General features: G+C 42.7%; 16 protein-coding genes and 1 riboswitch. Of the genes, 4 read left to right on the forward strand and 12 right to left on the reverse strand.

Going from position 1 to position 15009, the window contains the following annotated elements; genetic code table 11:
• Positions 1-19: 19 nt before the first annotated feature.
• Positions 20-1015: a diaminopimelate epimerase gene (dapF, locus tag NQ095_RS00100; protein WP_258261501.1), complete on the reverse strand. Its 996-nt coding sequence runs from the start codon at positions 1013-1015 to the stop codon at positions 20-22.
• Positions 1016-1133: 118 nt separating this feature from the next.
• Here dapF and NQ095_RS00105 point away from each other — a divergent pair, with 118 nt between their 5' ends.
• Positions 1134-1475: a hypothetical protein gene (locus NQ095_RS00105; protein ID WP_258261502.1), complete on the forward strand. Its 342-nt coding sequence runs from the start codon at positions 1134-1136 to the stop codon at positions 1473-1475.
• A 2-nt stretch (positions 1476-1477) separates the two neighbouring features.
• Here NQ095_RS00105 and NQ095_RS00110 read toward each other — a convergent pair whose 3' ends face one another.
• The 11 genes from NQ095_RS00110 to NQ095_RS00160 all read right to left on the reverse strand — a co-directional run bounded on the left by NQ095_RS00110 (position 1478) and on the right by NQ095_RS00160 (position 12097).
• Positions 1478-2725, reverse strand: a complete 1248-nt coding sequence (locus NQ095_RS00110; RefSeq protein WP_258261503.1) for an EAL and HDOD domain-containing protein — start codon at positions 2723-2725, stop codon at positions 1478-1480.
• A gap of 212 nt (positions 2726-2937) precedes the next feature.
• A complete protein-coding gene (locus NQ095_RS00115; RefSeq protein WP_258261504.1) occupies positions 2938-4227 on the reverse strand; it encodes an NCS2 family permease in 1290 nt (429 codons plus the stop codon).
• 173 nt (positions 4228-4400) lie between these two features.
• The gene (ribH, locus tag NQ095_RS00120) at positions 4401-4871 is read right to left on the reverse strand and encodes a 6,7-dimethyl-8-ribityllumazine synthase (RefSeq protein ID WP_258261505.1); all 471 of its coding nucleotides are present in this window, start codon (positions 4869-4871) and stop codon (positions 4401-4403) included.
• Positions 4872-4883: 12 nt separating this feature from the next.
• A complete protein-coding gene (locus tag NQ095_RS00125; RefSeq protein ID WP_258261506.1) occupies positions 4884-6077 on the reverse strand; it encodes a bifunctional 3,4-dihydroxy-2-butanone-4-phosphate synthase/GTP cyclohydrolase II in 1194 nt (397 codons plus the stop codon).
• Positions 6078-6093: 16 nt separating this feature from the next.
• Positions 6094-6750, reverse strand: a complete 657-nt coding sequence (ribE, locus tag NQ095_RS00130) for a riboflavin synthase (protein ID WP_258261507.1) — start codon at positions 6748-6750, stop codon at positions 6094-6096.
• Positions 6751-6763: 13 nt separating this feature from the next.
• Positions 6764-7858: a bifunctional diaminohydroxyphosphoribosylaminopyrimidine deaminase/5-amino-6-(5-phosphoribosylamino)uracil reductase RibD gene (gene ribD, locus NQ095_RS00135; RefSeq protein WP_258261508.1), complete on the reverse strand. Its 1095-nt coding sequence runs from the start codon at positions 7856-7858 to the stop codon at positions 6764-6766.
• A 175-nt stretch (positions 7859-8033) separates the two neighbouring features.
• A riboswitch (FMN riboswitch) is annotated at positions 8034-8177 on the reverse strand.
• A gap of 203 nt (positions 8178-8380) precedes the next feature.
• On the reverse strand, positions 8381-9076 hold the full coding sequence (locus NQ095_RS00140; RefSeq protein ID WP_258261509.1) for a hypothetical protein: 696 nt from the start codon (positions 9074-9076) through the stop codon (positions 8381-8383).
• A gap of 133 nt (positions 9077-9209) precedes the next feature.
• On the reverse strand, positions 9210-10082 hold the full coding sequence (locus tag NQ095_RS00145; RefSeq protein WP_258261832.1) for a patatin-like phospholipase family protein: 873 nt from the start codon (positions 10080-10082) through the stop codon (positions 9210-9212).
• Positions 10075-10488: an NUDIX domain-containing protein gene (locus NQ095_RS00150; RefSeq protein ID WP_258261510.1), complete on the reverse strand. Its 414-nt coding sequence runs from the start codon at positions 10486-10488 to the stop codon at positions 10075-10077. The genes NQ095_RS00145 and NQ095_RS00150 overlap by 8 nt, the downstream gene beginning before the upstream one ends.
• A gap of 152 nt (positions 10489-10640) precedes the next feature.
• Entirely contained in the window at positions 10641-11636 is a 996-nt protein-coding gene (locus NQ095_RS00155; RefSeq protein ID WP_258261511.1) for a helix-turn-helix transcriptional regulator, read from the reverse strand.
• Positions 11637-11773: 137 nt separating this feature from the next.
• Entirely contained in the window at positions 11774-12097 is a 324-nt protein-coding gene (locus tag NQ095_RS00160) for a DUF4870 domain-containing protein (RefSeq protein WP_258261512.1), read from the reverse strand.
• Positions 12098-12317: 220 nt separating this feature from the next.
• On the opposite strand from NQ095_RS00160, the gene NQ095_RS00165 reads away from it, so the two are divergent.
• The 3 genes from NQ095_RS00165 to NQ095_RS00175 all read left to right on the forward strand — a co-directional run bounded on the left by NQ095_RS00165 (position 12318) and on the right by NQ095_RS00175 (position 14901).
• Positions 12318-13097, forward strand: a complete 780-nt coding sequence (locus tag NQ095_RS00165; protein WP_258261513.1) for an undecaprenyl-diphosphate phosphatase — start codon at positions 12318-12320, stop codon at positions 13095-13097.
• A gap of 10 nt (positions 13098-13107) precedes the next feature.
• Entirely contained in the window at positions 13108-13707 is a 600-nt protein-coding gene (uptA, locus tag NQ095_RS00170; protein ID WP_258261514.1) for an undecaprenyl phosphate transporter UptA, read from the forward strand.
• Between the two features lie 63 nt (positions 13708-13770).
• Positions 13771-14901 carry an amidohydrolase gene (locus NQ095_RS00175; RefSeq protein ID WP_258261515.1) on the forward strand — a complete coding sequence of 377 codons (1131 nt, stop codon included), beginning with the start codon at positions 13771-13773 and terminating at the stop codon, positions 14899-14901.
• The last annotated feature ends 108 nt before the right edge of the window (positions 14902-15009 follow it).

The following is a 15009-nucleotide window of genomic DNA, read 5'->3' on the forward strand; positions in this document are numbered from 1 at the left end:
TTGGCTATTCTTTGGTTATCTATGCGCTCATGAACACTTTGCTTTCGACGATTGACTTGGCATGTTTCTGTAAGTGCTCATACATGCCCTCTTCAGTAAATTCCTGTCTTGACACTTCATGATACTGCTCGGGATTAGAAAGTGACAATTCTAATTGCGATTGATATAGATACGTTGCATTTCCAATCAACTCCATGTTGTAGCGTCCTTCACCCAATTCGTTCACGACGACACGGACTTTCCCCCCGTTATTATATACTTCGATTTCCTGACCGAATTCATTTTGCTGAAGTAAGCATGTTACAAGACTGGAAGCAGACATGGCTGTCCCACACGCATTTGTGAAGCCGACGCCTCGTTCATACGTACGGACATAGATGGATCCCTGTTCCAGTGGATGAACAAAACTTACATTGACTCCATCGGGAAACAGATTATTGGGACCATTCACTGTTTCAGCAATGGATTTCTGCTCGTTCGAGAGGATATGCTCTGTGCCGACGACACTGATCAAATGAGGGTTTGGCACTGCCAGGGCAGAGAATGTTAAATGATCTGAAATTTCAGGAATGCTTTCATTTACCATCGTCTCACGATCGATGTTCATTGGCAGCTGATCCAGTTGAAAAAGGACAGGGGAAATTTCAACATTATATGTCGGGATGTTTTCAAAAATGGATTCCTGTGAAGACACTCGAAGATCCGCTTTCATCGTTTGGACAACGATGTTCTCTTTCTCCAGCAGCTCACATACATAGCGGCCGACACATCGCAGGCCGTTTCCACACATTGATGCCTCTGAACCATCTGCGTTGAAGACCCGCATTCTGGCATCGCAATTCTCGCTTGATAATACAAATAAGATCCCGTCTGCCCCGAAGGACGACTTACGATCACATAGGGCAAGGGCAAGATTCTGTCTTGCTTCTTCCGTAAAATCATATCCATTGGTCATTTCATCAATTAGTAAAAAGTCATTTCCAGAGCCATGACATTTTATTAGATTCAAGTCCATCGTGAATCCCTCCACGGTAATTTACTAGTAAACTATTCATAATAGTCTTAGCTTGCCACAAACAAGCTCAATACGCAATCTTCTTCCCCTCATTTTCAAAAATAAGACATGTTCACAGTTGAATTATATGGATCATTTCGAGACAATGGATATGGTGATGATGATGAAGGAAGAATACCGTTTTCGTTTTCAAGTCCATAAGGTGGAAGAAGCAGATGATGAATATGAGTCAAGGGATGTCACTGTGTTCGCCCGGATCTTCAACGACAAAAAAGACCTCGTACATGAAGGTCTCTTTCGGGTGCGTTTCAATACGATCGGAATCTACCCTTCCCCTGCAGATGTGGGCCGCCAGATTTATTCAAAGCACTTACAGCGGCTGCTCCTCATGGAATTGAAACGGTATATCAAACCCCAAAGAAAATATCTTTCTCCAGGGGATTATAAACCTGTATGGTAGCATTATGTCAGCTCGGTTACTTCATGATTCAGGAGCTCTTCCGTCCATTTGCAGGAATGATGATAACTCTCCATCACTTCCCTTTTGTTTAACTTCAATTCGGTCATTTTCATTTCGATCTCTATCCAGTTCGCCTGTTCAATGGAGATGACGAGTTCCAATATCTTCTTAAGGTCATTACGGGACCCCGTTAATGCATTGCAAATGGCGTCATTCAAAGGTAAATCCATCAAGATGCGATCGATCGGCATGGAAAGAATAGTATCCATCAAGGAAAACATACCCGTGAGGAAGTAACTTGATTTAATGGATATCCGATTGTGTTTTTCTGCCAGCAATTCACACATCTTCGCCCTCGTCAAACATAATCTAATCACTTCATTGTCCAATTGTCTCTTCTTCTCCACCTGTTCCCTGACTGCCAAAATGTAGATCCATCGTTTGATTTCCACAAGGCCTAACAGAACAATGGCATGACGGATGGAATGAATCTTATGTTTCGGGCGGTAAGCTGGAGAGTTGATCAATTTCAATAATTTATATGACAGGGAAAGATCCTGTTCGATCAATTGACTGATCCTTTCAATGTTTGGTTCCGACATTTCCAGGCTTTGAATGATGGTATAATACGAATGAAAATAAGTCGGGACATCCTGACTGGCGATGATTTTCGGCTTACTGAAGAAATAGCCCTGAAAGAAGTGATACCCTTTCCCCAACGCTTCTTCGTACTGATCCCCGGTTTCAACTTTTTCAGCAAGTAGCCTGTACCCGAGTAAATTAGAAAGAATCTCAATGCTTCCCCGCTCCGTATCAGTTGTATTCATGAAATCCACCTTCACATAATCCGCCAGTTTCATCAATTCCCTGAAATAGGGATTCAATTCATTGAATATAAAATCGTCCAAGGCAATCTTATACCCCAAGTCTTTTAATTCCTGACAAACGACCAGAACATCAGGACCAGGAACCACACTCTCGAGAATCTCCACAACGATCTCCCTCGGATTAAAATAAGTCGGGACTCTCAGTCTCAGAAGATTCTCTGTGAAATTAATAAAACAAGGCTTCCCTGCTGAAAGGCTCTCCAGCCCGATATTTAAATAGCTGTTAATGATGACATCTGCGGTTGCCTGATCCCCGTCAATCGAAGGAAACATATTGATTTCATTGTTTCGATATAGAAGTTCATACGCCACCGTTTCTTGATTACGATTAAAAATTGGCTGCCTGGCTACAAATACTTCCATCAAAATCACTCCTGCGTTCCTGTTCAACATTTGGAAAAATAGTTAAAAAGATTCATATTTTTCTTTAATAGTAACAAGAAATATGTGGAAAGTCCACGAGATTTGACATTAGTTGTAAATAAGCAAGTGAAGACCCTGATTGTCCGATTAAGTGGTAATAAAGCAGAGAGGCCCATCACCAAATGTAATGGGCCTCTCTGCAAAAATTCGCCTTAATGAATCGAATGAACAAAGAAATTCATCAAAAACAGCGCAGCGATGATATATAGAGGAATTGAAACTTCCCGTGCCTTCCCTGTAGCCAATTTTAATACTGGATACAGAATAAAGCCGATGGCGATTCCGTCCGCGATACTATACGTAAACGGAATCATCGCGATGATGAAAATGGCGGGGAATGCCTCTGTCAGATCACGAAGATCCATATGTCGTATATTTTGAATCATCAAGCCACCGATGATGATAAGAATCGGGGCGATGGCATGATCCGGAATCCACTTTAAATACGGAATGAACAACACAGACCCCAAAAATAATACGCCCGTAGTCAAGCTTGTCAACCCAGTCCGGCCGCCTGCCGTCATGGCTGCTGCACTTTCCACCGTCGAGACTGTCGGACTCGTTCCGAAAAACCCTGATGTGAATGCGGAAAAAGCATTAGCTTGAAAGGCTTTAGAATATTTATGCGGTTGATCAATCATATCCGTATGACCGTGAACGAGACCGATGTTTTCAAATACCAGCACCATCGTTACAGAAAAAACCGCTATCCAAAACGGAATTTCCATAATGGCACTAAATGATATTTGACCGAAAACCTGGCTGTATTCACTTAAATGGAATGAGCTCGATTGAATGGAAGGCTCAATCCCGAAAATGAATCCCAGCACGGTACCAAATGCGATACTCCATAAAAATTGACCTTTTACATTGCGGATGAAAAGAAAAATCGTCACCAGGAACGTCAGCACCGTGGCCAACACCTTTAACTCCCCAAAATCACCGATCATGATGATGGCACTGTCACCTCTCTGAATGAGACCGCCTTTTTCAAGACCGATAAACATTAAAAACATCCCTAACCCTACAGTAATGGCTTCTTTTAATGTTTTGGGAATGGCTTCCGATAATACTTTAGAAAGCTTTGTAAATGCAATGATCATAAAGAGTATTCCTGAAATCACTATGACAGCTAATGCTTCCTGCCATGAAAGGCCTGACGATTTTACCAGTGTGAATGTAAACATTGCATTAATTCCCATGCCTGGAACCAGAAGTATTGGCGCATTTGCCCAAAAGGCCATCACCAAGCACCCAACGAAGGAAGCAAGTATCGTTGCCATGACTGCCCCTTCAAATGGAATTCCAGCTTCAGAAAGAATTAAAGCATTCACAGCGATGATATAGACAATCGTAAAGTAACCGATCGCGCCTGCCATCATCTCCTGTTTCATCGAAGTACCGTGATCCTTTAACTGAAAAATACCTCCACGTGCTTTCATATTATGATCTTCCTATAAAACTGCCCTCTCCCTACCCGCTCCTCCTGTAATAAGGGGAGCCACAAAATACTATTCTAGCAAAAGGTCTGACGTTTGCCAATATGTATTTTGTGGGGGCTGTCCCCTCAAAAAAAAAAAAAACGAGTCTCCAGTGCAGGAGACTCGTCAAATCCTTATTTATCTATTTCACGGATCAAATTTGCCATTTCGATGGCCGATACCGCTGCATCCCATCCTTTGTTCCCGGCTTTTGTGCCGGCTCTTTCGATTGCCTGTTCGATTGTATCAGTCGTCAAGACCCCAAAGATGACGGGCACGTCTTCCTGCAGGCTAAGATTGGCCACTCCTTTAGCAACCTCTCCGCTTACGTATTCAAAATGAGCGGTTGCTCCGCGGATGACCGTCCCCAACGTAACAACGGCATCATATTTCCCTGAACGCGCCAGTTTTTTGGCGATCATTGGAATTTCAAATGCTCCTGGCACCCATGTGACGGAGACATTCCCTTCTTCAACACCGTGTCTCTTCAAGGCATCTTCCGCTCCGCCCAGCAGCTTGGATGTGATGAATTCATTAAAACGTGAAACGACGATGGCCACTCTTAATCCTGATCCTACTAAATTTCCTTCATAAATGGTTTTCATTGTGTATTCCTCCTAAAATTTAAGTAAATGTCCCAGCTTAGTGTGCTTTGTTTTTAAATACTTCTCATTTTCGAATTTCGCAGGCATCTGGATCGGTACCCGACCTGCGATTTCTAGACCATATCCATTAATCCCGGCAATCTTTCTCGGATTATTGGTCAATAGACGCATCTTGGTTATACCTAAATCTCTCAGGATCTGCGCTCCGATTCCATATTCTCTTAAATCGTCACCAAAGCCCAGTTTTTGATTGGCTTCCACGGTGTCATAGCCTTCTTCCTGGAGCTTATAGGCCTTCAGTTTGTTTATTAATCCAATCCCACGGCCTTCTTGCCTCATATAAAGGAGGACACCCTTTCCTTCTTCTTCAATCTGGGTAAGGGCTGTGGCGAGCTGAGGGCCGCAATCACAGCGATTGGAACCGAAAACGTCACCTGTCAGGCATTCGGAATGTACCCGCACGAGGACATCCTCCTGCTCTGACCATTCCCCTTTTACAAGGGCGATATGCTCTTTTCCTGTAAGGTTTTCTGTGTAAGCAACCGCCTTGAAGGTGCCGAATTCAGTAGGAAGCTCAATTTCCACTTCCCTCGTCACAAGCATTTCTTTCTTTCTTCTATACCTGATTAAATCTTCAATGGAAATGATCTTCAAATTCCATTTTTCAGCGAGCTTCATTAATTCAGGCACCCTGGCCATCGTTCCGTCTTCATTCATGATTTCACAGATTACCCCGGATGGTTGTGCACCTGCAAGAACAGCCAGATCGATGGCTGCTTCTGTATGGCCAGCACGTTTTAGAACCCCGCCATCTTTGGCGACAAGGGGAAATACATGTCCGGGCCGTTTAAAGTCCTCCGGCACTGAATCTTCGTTCAATAATTGCTGTATGGTGGTCGATCTTTCAAATGCACTAATCCCTGTCGTTGCCGATTTATGATCCACTGAGATGGTGAAGGCCGTGCCATGGGGGTCTGTATTTGACATCGTCATCGGCGTAAGCTTCAATTTGTGTGCTATTCCTTCTGTAATGGGGGCACAAATCAAGCCTCTCCCTTCTTTAGCCATAAAATTAATGACTTCAGGTGTCGCTTTATCTGCCAGGGCAATAAAATCTCCCTCATTTTCACGATTTTCGTCATCCACAACGATGACGACTTTACCTGCTTGTAAATCTTCCAGAGCTTCTTCGATTTTATTAAACATGGGGCAACCCCTCCTCTTAGTCAGCGAAACCATTTTGAGATAAAAAATCATAGCTGATGCTGCTTGAAGTACTCTTAGACTGTTCGTTTGCTTCATAGAAACGATGAAAATATTTCGCCATTACATCACATTCGATATTGACAAGGTCCCCTGCTTTCTTTCCACCAAGCACCGTGTCTCCTCTGGTCTGAGGGATAAGCGAAATCGTAATGGTATTATTTTTTACACCAAACACTGTAAGGGAGGTGCCGTCAATTGCGACCGATCCCTTCATGATGAACAGATGGCTCTGATGTTCAGGAATGGAAATGTCCATATACCAGGCGTTTTCCACCTTCTCTACTCGCAAGATGGTCCCGACCCCGTCTACATGACCGTTGACGAAGTGACCGCCGAAACGACCGTTTGCCGCCATGGCTCTTTCCAGGTTCACTTTCGAGCCACGGGTTAAAGTCCGTAAGGTGGTCCCTTCAAACGTTTCTGGCATGACATCAACCTGAAACTTGCTGGAGCTGTATGACGTGACGGTTAAACAAACCCCGTTCACACTGATGCTGTCCCCGATATGGATATCTTCGAGAATGCGGCTCGCAGCAATCGTCAGTTCCATGGAAGAAGAAGATTTTTTCATGTGTTCCATCGATCCAATTTCTTCAATGATTCCAGTAAACATCCTTCTCCCCCTTTCACAAAGGTTCCCGTTTTGGCCGTGCGATAATTTTGATATCCTGTCCTACACGATCGAGGCCAGCGATCTCCATTTCCAACCCTTCTGCAATGGTTGGAAATCCTTTTCCTCCAAAACTCGTGAAGGCAGTACTTCCACCCACAAGCTTTGGAGACATATACATAATCATTTCCTGAAAGGCTCTTTCCTCTAAGAAGGCGGAATGTATAGTAGAACCACCTTCTACATATAGTGAAACGATTTTCCGGGAACCAAGCTCTTTCAGAACGGAGTGAATGCCTACCTTATCGTCGGTAAGGGACATGATTTCACATCCTCGATCGATATAGGGCTTCTTCTTTTCATCTATGACCGAACTGCCTGTAAAGATGATGGTTCTACTTTCAAGATCCTCTACTACATGAGAATGGATCGGTGTACGCAAATAGGTATCTAATATTATTCGAATGGGGTTTTTTCCACCTTGGGGCAAACGGGTGGTAAGGTGTGGGTTATCTTGAATGACGGTATTGACTCCTACTAATATCGCGTCATGCCTGTGACGATCATAGTGGACATCGATTCTTGAGGCTTCGGATGTAATCCACTTACTGTCTCCCGAAGCAGATGCGGTTTTTCCATCTAATGTAACCGCTGTTTTTAGCGTGACATATGGGGTACCATTTTGAATGAAGTGAAAAAAATGTTTATTTAGTTCAAGGGCCTCTTCTTCAAGCTCACCCACAACCACTTCAATGCCTGCATTTCTTAATTGTTGAATTCCCCGTCCAGCCACTAAAGGATTGGGGTCCCTGGTGGCGATATGGACTCTCTTTATCCCGCTTGAGATCAACATTTGAGAGCAGGGAGGTGTTTTCCCATAGTGGGAACAAGGCTCAAGAGTAACGTAAATATCGCTTCCTTTCGCTTTGTCTCCTGCCATTTTAATGGCATTCACTTCTGCATGACCTTCCCCTGCTTTCAGATGGGCACCTGTCCCGACAATCTCTCCATTTTTGACAACCACAGCCCCTACCACAGGGTTTGGCGAGGTTTGGCCAAGGGTTGCCTTTGCCATTGAAATGGCAAGCTTCATATAATGGGTATGATTCAATTGATGTACCTCCCTTCTTTTAAAAATACTATTCAGAAATAAAGAAACCCCAAGTAACGGTCTACTTGGGGGAAGTTGGCATGACTAAATAAAGCATTTGATTTGATGTTTCAAAAAGGAAAAATCATCCACGAACACTGGCCGGACTCTTCCCTTATTCATCAACTAAATGCTGCCGTTCCTTCTCCCATCCAGACTTTCACTGTCGGCTTTGGAGTTTCACCAAATCCACCGTCTAATATGTATTAGCCGGGTCACGGACTAAGAGCATACGCTCATCACCGCCGGTAGGGAATTTCACCCTGCCCCGAAGGAAACCTATTCGATTATCATTATTCTATCATAGTTTCACAAATAAAATCATGTAAGACGAACTAAAATAAGATTTTTGTCCTAATTTTTAGATTATAGGTGAGGAACTCACCCTATAAAAAAATGCCTCTATGGATCAGAAGCAAGTTTCTTTCATATGTGTTCCATACTTCCCTTCAATATTGTATCCAAATCCTTAAAAAGAATGAGCTACGATGTGAGGAAATAATCACTGTCTACGTACCATAGAAAGATCAGCAGCCAGTCCATATCATCATTGTATGTTTCATAAAATGAAACGTAACTATGATGGGAATCGAATAGCCGTTGAACGCTTTGAGGGAGGTATCCCTTTTGTAAGGATAGGTAATTTTTCTCTTGATAGTTTAAGATCCATCTCTTGTTTCCTTTATAGATGAGGATTGTGTCCCCACCTTCATTCTGCCACTCTATGGCGGTCGCACTTTGATATTTTAATTGAAACATCATTCTTCTCTCAGGATGATCGATCTTTATGATCCTGCTCCACTTCGAAAATGACAGTGGCGGTTTATGCTTTCTATGAAACAAGTAATGCTTGGGATTGTTGATCATGGATGTACGTTGAATAAAATAGTGTGACCATCCGTTGGTTTTTAAATAATAGGAGCCTTCCTTCGTATGAACCCCCACAAGTGAATGCAGAGAGACAGGCATATTTTCATAATACAGACGGTTTGCCTTCTTAAGTTCCTTTTTCAGACTATAACTGAGATACAGATTTGAAAACGCAGGGATGAAGATCAACAGGGGAAAGTAATATAATTGCTGTGTCACTACAAGCATCCCTACACCAATGAGAAAATACATGACACTTCTGAAAAGCAACGTATATTGTTCATTTTTGTATATTTGATAGAGGTTCATAGAATGCTCGTCCTTTCAAGGAATCTCTATCATATGTATGTTTAAAATCTGTAAAAAGACCTAATGTCAGGAAAGCGAGGAGAATGAACAGAACTCTTTTCACAAATGGTGGTTCTATTCACCCCTTACGTTCTTATGAGTGGACCAGCTTCCCTGATTGGTTCCATTCGAATAACCGCTTCCATTTCGATTCTGCGTCATGATAGCCCTGCCAGTAAAGTTCGTCCAGTTTTTGGGGGTTTTTTTCAATCCGGCTTACTTTAAGTGGAAGCTCGGGCTGGATGATCAAAACCTCTCCATTTTTTTCTTTTGTCTCAATTTCCTTAATTGTTTGATTGTAGCGCATATATCGGTTCATCAATGTTTTGTGCAGCTCTGGATATTGAGGATATTTCCTTTTAACCAGGAAAGAAAATTTTGAAGGCTTTTTGTAATATCCTCTATTCCGGGTCAGGATGACCACATTTTTTTTGAATCCGTCCTGCTCGGCTTTTTCAATGGGAACCGGATCGCTTATGCCCCCGTCAAGGAGGTGTCGGGAAGCGAATTCAACAATCGGAGCAACAAATGGAAGAGAACTTGATGCGCGTATGATTGTGAGAAGATCTTCTCCATAATCCTTCCTTGAGAAATAGACTGGTTTTCCTGTATGACAATCGGTTGTCCCGACTACAAATTCCGTGCGATTGGAGTGAAAAGCTTTGTAATCGAAGGGGACCAATTTATTCGGTATTTCATCAAAGACATAATCCATCCCGAATAATTCGCCTGTTTTCCAGTAGTTCCGCCATGATAAATATTTAGGGTCGCGGATGAAATCAACATTCACCTTTTTGTTACGGCCATTTTGTTTGGATAAATAAGAAGCGGCATTGCATGCACCTGCAGAAACCCCGATGACATAAGGGAATTCAATTCCGTTCTCCAAGAAAAATTCAAGCGCCCCCGCCGTGTAGATCCCTCTCATTCCGCCACCTTCGAGGACGAGTCCTGTCTCGTTAATCATCATCTTCTTGACCACCTGCCATTTGCTGTAATAGAAATTGCTTCACTTCTAGAGGGTACAATTTTTTCCCGGACAGTTCCTCTATCGGAATCCAGCAGGGAATATATTCCCCTCTATTCCTGGTATAATCGTATTCTTCACCTTTTCCTGAGCCAAATAAGCCATTATATTTTCCCACAAAATAATAAGAATGTGTATTATTCTGCCTGAAGGTCAACGCGATTTTCAGTCCCGAGACGTTGATTCCCAGTTCTTCCTTCGCTTCCCGGACCGCCGTTTCCATTTCGGTCTCCCCTCCCTTCATGCCTCCCCCTGGAATCACATAATATACACAGCCATTCCTAATTCTTTTTATGACCGCCAGACTGCCATTTTCAATGAGGATGATGCCTGCACGATGGATCATTTTCTATCAGCACCTCCTTCTACCCCCATTCGACATAAATCACTTAAATCCTTTTCTAATCATACAATAGGTCCGTCCCTCATAAAGAACGAGCTGGCTTTTTTTTAAGAAAAAAAGCACCGAGACCCTTCTTATTACGGGGCTCGATGCCGTCATTTCTCTTGATATAAAGTATACAGTTTATTGACTTCTGCTTTGACGGTTTCCACAAGGGTAGAAGGAGAGATCACTTCAGCCTGACTTCCAAAGGTGAAGATCCAGTTTACGAGACCGGTACTTACCCGGGCTTTGGTCGACAAAATAAAATGGTCCTCACCGTGCCTTTGAATATTGACATTTTTCCCGAACTTATCGATCACCACATTGATGAGGTTGTTATGTAACTTAATCTTGATCCACTCCTCATCTCCGGCAAACATTTGAAAGGTTGACTGGACGTATTTGGATACATCGAAGCCTTCATATGGATAGGTTTCCGCGAGCATCTCAACATTACGCAGTCGATCGACCCGATAGTGACGTATTTCGTCCGCTTCAAAATAGTAAGCAATAAGGTAATAAAAATCATTCGCCCATGCAAGAGCGTACGGTTTCACCTTATACAGCCGGCCCTCATGACTGAGGTTAAACCGTTTATTGACATCATACCGCCCGTATTGAAATGTAATCATCCTCCGTTCTGCAATCGCTTCATGGATATCATGGATGGTGCGGCGAATAAAAGGACTCTCACTTTTAATGGAAGAATCGATTTGGATTTCATTATGTAACTTCTTCCCTTGTTGATGGCTTGTCAGCTGCTTTATCTTCCCGGTCAGCTGCCTCGTTTCCTGCTTCGAAATGAATTTGGCAGAGACAACTGCATCCATGAGCATCCTTAGTTCGTATAACTCGAACAACCGGTATTGGTGGCTGTAATATTTAGGAAGTCCATCTTTTTCCTGATTGATGGTCACGTCGAAACCGTGTCTGATGAGATGATCCAGATCATCTTTTAAGGAATTCTTGTTAAGTTTCAAATCGGGTCCGTATGTCTCTTTAAAGCGAAGAATGATATCATCCAGATTCAGCTCGTGATCTTCGTCCGTTTCTTGTTTTAAAATACTCATAAGCTTAAGCAGTCTTACTTTATTGTCAATCCTCGTCATAGGGATACATTCTCCTTTGTAGAGATGATCGTTTTATAAAATTATAAAGTGAATGAAATTTTTGTCAACTTTCTTATTCCTTATTCTGTTTTTAAGAAAGAAAAAGAACCCATGAGGCACATGAGTTCAACCTTTTCTTATTTCAATAATCGAAAGACTGTCGGAATTTTGTAATAGTCACCTTCGTATGCCTTTATCGCACCCAGGATCGTGAAGATCAGTGCCAGCACCCCTACGATGGGAGCTAAGACAAATCCGATAAGTACCACCATGAGAATGCTGCTTACAAATCCGTATACGGCGTATGAGATGAGAAAGTTCAAGTATTCCTTTCCATGGAAATCCACAAACTCCGATTCATCCTTTTTAATGAGCCAGATGATCAATGGACCGACGAATACGGTGAAGAAGCTTGATATATAGATAAGAGCTGCCATCATTCTTTCATCTTTTGTCGGCATGCCAATTCCTCCTTGTACAACACTTTTAGCAGACACTCTGATTGTATCCTCCTCTATATTTACGTCTTTGCATTCATAAAGTTTCACCCATTTTTTAGATTTTGTTTATGGGTACTTTTTAGGTTTCTTCATGACAACCTTCATGAAATGTGACGGATCGGAATATACGTTTAAAAGAGGAGTTTGTCCTTAGAGTTCTTGAAGAAAGGCAGTGGAGAATGTGAATAAAATTGAGGCCTTTATACTGGGCGTTATACAAGGGTTAACAGAGTTTCTTCCGATTTCAAGCACAGGGCATCTTTATCTAGGGAGGCTTGCATTTGGACTTGAAGAAGCCGGACTCTTCCTGGATACGATGCTTCATATCGGTACTTTGATTGCCGTCTTTGTCGTTTATCAGAAGGAACTTTTATACATGCTGAGGCACCCATTCAGTAAATTATCCTGGATTCTCATCATCGGAACCATCCCTGCTGTGATTATAGGATTTATGTTTGAAGACTATTTTGACAAGATATCAAAGACAGGGTCTACCATCGGTTGGGAGTTTCTTGTGACAGGATGTATTATGTATGTTGCTGACGGGGTGAAGAACGGATATAAAAAGTTGGATGATCTCTCATACAGGGATGCTTTGGTGATCGGCAGCTTCCAAGCAGCTGCCATATTCCCCGCCCTTTCAAGATCCGGTTTAACGATAGCAGCAGGATTATTCAGGAAATTGGACAGAGAAACAGCAGCCTATTTCTCCTTTCTCCTTTCTACGCCTGCCATTCTTGGAGGGATAGTGCTTCAAGGAAAAGAAATGATCGGTGGCGAGGCTGAAGCGATCCCCTTCTCAAGTTTAGCCATCGGAACAGTCAGCGCGGCAGTATTCGGCTATTTCGCTATTATGACCATGGTGAATTTCTTGAAAAAGCACTCCCTTAAAATATTCTCCTATTACGTTTGGGCTTTGGGGCTCTTGATTCTCATTCTTCAATATTCAGGATTCATGTAGGAGGATAAATATGAACCATGAATGGATTTTACACATCCTTACATTCTTAACCGATTTAGGATATGCGGGAATCTCCCTCGCACTCATGATTGAAGTCATCCCGAGCGAGCTTGTCCTAAGCTATGCAGGTTTTATGGTAAACGCCGGAAAACTTACGTTTATAGGTGCCTTCATCAGCGGTGTCGTCGGTGGGACCGTAGCTCAGTTATTTCTTTACTGGCTTGGATATTATGGAGGCAGACCGTTTTTTGAAAAATACGGGAAATTTCTGTTTATTCATTCAAAGCATATTTATGCTTCTGAGAAATGGTTTGAGAAGCACGGGACGATAGTCATATTCACGGCACGTTTCATTCCGATCGTCCGCCATGCGATCAGTATACCCGCTGGCATTAGCCGCATGCCATTCTCTACTTTCACTCTGTACACATTTGCAGCCATGCTCCCCTGGACATTGTTGTTTATGATCATCGGGATGGAACTTGGTACACATTGGGAACATATCGAGGTCATCGGAACCCGCTATATTAAACCCCTCAGTTTAATAGCTGTTCTCTCAACCCTTTTTTATCTGATTTATTCAAATAGGAGAAATAAAAGAATGGATTAACTTCTTTTTTCACTGAAAATTGTTTAAAATAAGAAGGAAACAATCGTCACGAAAGGAAAAACGATGAATTCCATACTTTTAAAAAATGCAACCATTTATCCCATTACATCCGAGCCTATTCATAATGGAGCTTTACTCATAAAAGACGGAAAAATCAAACAAATATTCCCCCATGACGTGGAAAGAATCCACCACGCTTCCGTATACGATTGCCAGGGGAAATTTCTTTTTCCCGGATTCATTGACTGCCACACTCATTTAGGTCTCTACGACGAAGGTACAGGCTGGGCAGGTAATGACGCCAATGAAACCATCGAGCCGATGACCCCTCATATCAGGGCCTTCGACGGTGTATACCCATTGGACCCGGGCTTTAAAGACGCCCTTAAATATGGCGTCACCACCGTGAATGTCATGCCAGGAAGCGCGAATGTCATCGGCGGTACCACAGCGGTGATCAAAACCCATGGTTCAAACATCAAGTCCATGCTTATCAAAGAAACTTCCGGATTGAAAATCGCTTTAGGCGAAAATCCGAAACGAATCCACAGCAATGGAAACAATGATTCCATAACACGCATGGGGATCATGGGAATGCTCAGGGAAGCCTTTTTCTCTGCTAAATATTGTGACCAGCCTGAGGAACTGAGAGTCGCTCCCTTAGTTTCTGCTTTAAAACGGGAAATCCCAGTTCGGATTCACGCTCACAGGGCAGACGATATTTTATCCGCAGTTCGTTTCGCTGAGGAATTCAACCTCGACCTCCGTATTGAACATTGCACTGAAGGTCACCTCATATCAGATGAACTTAAAGGAAAGAATTTAAAAGTTTCTGTCGGTCCGACGTTTACAAGACGCTCGAAGGTAGAGTTAAAAAACAAGAGCTGGATCACCTACCAGAAGTTGACGGAAGCCGGTGTCGAAGTGTCGGTTACGACCGATCACCCCTACACACCCATCCAGTATCTGAACATGTGTGCGGCGATTGCTGTACGTGAAGGTTTGGAGGAACAAAAGGCATTGGAAGGAATCACCATTGCTCCTGCCAGAAACCTTGGTGTATTTGACCGGATCGGAAGTATTGAAGTGAATAAGGATGCCGATTTAGTCCTTTGGAGCCACCATCCATTCCACTTTATGGCAAAGCCCTTGTTGACATTCGTCAATGGGAAAATCGCTTATCAAAACGTGTAGAAATTTGTTAAAAATTTTCTTCAAAAATCAGCATTTTACCTATTTCCTTTTTGAGATATTTCGTATATGATACAGATGGATAATATATTTCCGATTACAAAGATGCGA

The sequence above is a fragment of the Rossellomorea sp. SC111 genome (assembly GCF_024733565.1).
In the GTDB taxonomy this organism is placed as follows: domain Bacteria; phylum Bacillota; class Bacilli; order Bacillales; family Bacillaceae_B; genus Rossellomorea.

Excerpts from the sequence above, each read along its gene's own strand:
- dapF (WP_258261501.1), bottom strand. The coding sequence starts at position 1,015 with ATGGACTTGAATCTAATAAAATGTCATGGCTCTGGAAATGACTTTTTA.
- NQ095_RS00110 (WP_258261503.1), bottom strand. The coding sequence starts at position 2,725 with ATGGAAGTATTTGTAGCCAGGCAGCCAATTTTTAATCGTAATCAAGAA.
- NQ095_RS00115 (WP_258261504.1), bottom strand. The coding sequence starts at position 4,227 with ATGAAAGCACGTGGAGGTATTTTTCAGTTAAAGGATCACGGTACTTCG.
- ribH (WP_258261505.1), bottom strand. The coding sequence starts at position 4,871 with ATGAAAACCATTTATGAAGGAAATTTAGTAGGATCAGGATTAAGAGTG.
- NQ095_RS00125 (WP_258261506.1), bottom strand. The coding sequence starts at position 6,077 with ATGTTTAATAAAATCGAAGAAGCTCTGGAAGATTTACAAGCAGGTAAA.
- ribE (WP_258261507.1), bottom strand. The coding sequence starts at position 6,750 with ATGTTTACTGGAATCATTGAAGAAATTGGATCGATGGAACACATGAAA.
- NQ095_RS00140 (WP_258261509.1), bottom strand. The coding sequence starts at position 9,076 with ATGAACCTCTATCAAATATACAAAAATGAACAATATACGTTGCTTTTC.
- NQ095_RS00145 (WP_258261832.1), bottom strand. The coding sequence starts at position 10,082 with ATGATTAACGAGACAGGACTCGTCCTCGAAGGTGGCGGAATGAGAGGG.
- NQ095_RS00150 (WP_258261510.1), bottom strand. The coding sequence starts at position 10,488 with ATGATCCATCGTGCAGGCATCATCCTCATTGAAAATGGCAGTCTGGCG.
- NQ095_RS00155 (WP_258261511.1), bottom strand. The coding sequence starts at position 11,636 with ATGACGAGGATTGACAATAAAGTAAGACTGCTTAAGCTTATGAGTATT.
- NQ095_RS00160 (WP_258261512.1), bottom strand. The coding sequence starts at position 12,097 with ATGCCGACAAAAGATGAAAGAATGATGGCAGCTCTTATCTATATATCA.
- uptA (WP_258261514.1), top strand. The coding sequence starts at position 13,108 with ATGAACCATGAATGGATTTTACACATCCTTACATTCTTAACCGATTTA.
- NQ095_RS00175 (WP_258261515.1), top strand. The coding sequence starts at position 13,771 with ATGAATTCCATACTTTTAAAAAATGCAACCATTTATCCCATTACATCC.